This is a genomic window from Synechococcus sp. R3-13 (assembly GCF_047462195.1).
In the GTDB taxonomy this organism is placed as follows: Bacteria; Cyanobacteriota; Cyanobacteriia; order Thermostichales; family Thermostichaceae; genus Thermostichus.
On the sequence record NZ_JANSIO010000339.1, the window covers coordinates 1 to 1,499 of the forward strand.

Here is a 1,499-nt window from a genome sequence, read left to right on the forward strand (position 1 = left end):
CGGCACTGGCGGGCTACCTGCACCGCTTGGCCCAAGGATGTCGGGAGCGAGGGATCCCCCAACCGTTGATCATGCAGTCTTCCGGCGGGGTGACCTCCATCCCTCAGGCGGCGGCCCATGCTTCGGTGGCTTTGCTCTCAGGGCCGGCAGGCGGAGTTTACGGGGCGGCCTATCTGGGTCGGCTGAGTGGCTACCCCCACTTGCTCAGCTTCGATATGGGGGGAACCAGCACAGATGTGGCCTTGATCCAAGATGGGATCCCCCAGGTTACTCCCGCAGCGGTGGTGTGCGGCTTGCCCGTGCAACAGCCCCAAATTGACATCCACACTGTCAGTGCCGGCGGCGGATCCCTGGCCTATTTGCTGCCCGGCGGTGGGCTCCAGGTGGGGCCAGAGAGTGCCGGATCCAACCCTGGGCCGGCCTGCTACGGTCGGGGGGGAATAGCTCCGACGGTTACTGATGCCAACCTCTGGCTGGGGTACCTGCCGGATGGCGGGCGGCTGGGCAACTCGGTGCAGCTACGGCGGGAGCTAGCGGAACAGGCTATTGCCACGCTGGCGGATCCCTTGGGTTTGAGCTTGCAGGAAACTGCCGTTGGCATTCGCACCTTGGCCAACGTCGCTATGTCGCGGGCCTTGCGGGTGATCAGCGTGGAGCGGGGTTTGGATCCCGCCGATTTTGCCCTGTTGGCCTTCGGCGGAGCCGGGCCCATGCATGCCTGTGCTTTGGCAGAAGAGCTGGGCATCCGCACGATCTTGATCCCGGCTGCCTGTGGGGTGCTCTCGGCGCTGGGAATGGCTTTGGCAGATCTGCGGCGAGACTATCGGCGGGCCATCCTCCAACCTCTGCGGCAGCTCACGTCCGCTTCAGGGGGATCCCTGCTGGCTCAATGGGCAGAACCCCTGATCCGCCAGGCGAGAGCCGATCTGCAGGATCCGGCGCTGCACTTCAGCTTGGACTTGCGCTATCGCGGCCAGTCTTTTGAGTTGGAGATCCCAGTGCGGTTGTCGGATCCGATTGCTCATCTGGAACAGCAGTTTCACCAGGCCCACCAACAACGCTATGGATGGCAAGATTCAGCCCAGCCGGTGGAGGCAATTCAGTTGCGTCTACAGGCGGTGCAGGCCCTACCCACCGTGCCTTTGACCGCACCCCCCCCCTTGCCAGGGGATCCCCTCAAGGGTCGGCGAGAGGCATGGTTTGGGGGCAGGATGCGCCTGGTGCCGGTTTACGATCGGCAGCGCATGGGTGTGGGGTTTCAACTGCGCGGGCCGGCAATTGTCGAGATGCCGGAGGCAACGGCGGTGATCGAAGCCGATTGGACGGGGGTCATTGACGAAGTGGGAACCCTAATCTTGAGCTGTGTTCGCGATAGCGGGACAAAGTCCTGGTGAGTCCATCCGCAAGCAGAGCGTCATGGTCATTTCGATTCAAACTAGGATACTGTGCCCACACCCAAAACGTTGCTCGCGTCGGCGTTGCGGAGCAATAATGCAGGG

At 63.2% G+C, this 1,499-nt stretch carries 1 protein-coding gene; it reads left to right on the forward strand.

The window, feature by feature from the left end:
• On the forward strand, positions 1-1,394 hold a 1,394-nt coding region (locus NW856_RS10390), incomplete at its 5' end, for a hydantoinase/oxoprolinase family protein (RefSeq protein ID WP_414400160.1).
• Positions 1,395-1,499: the final 105 nt, after the last annotated feature.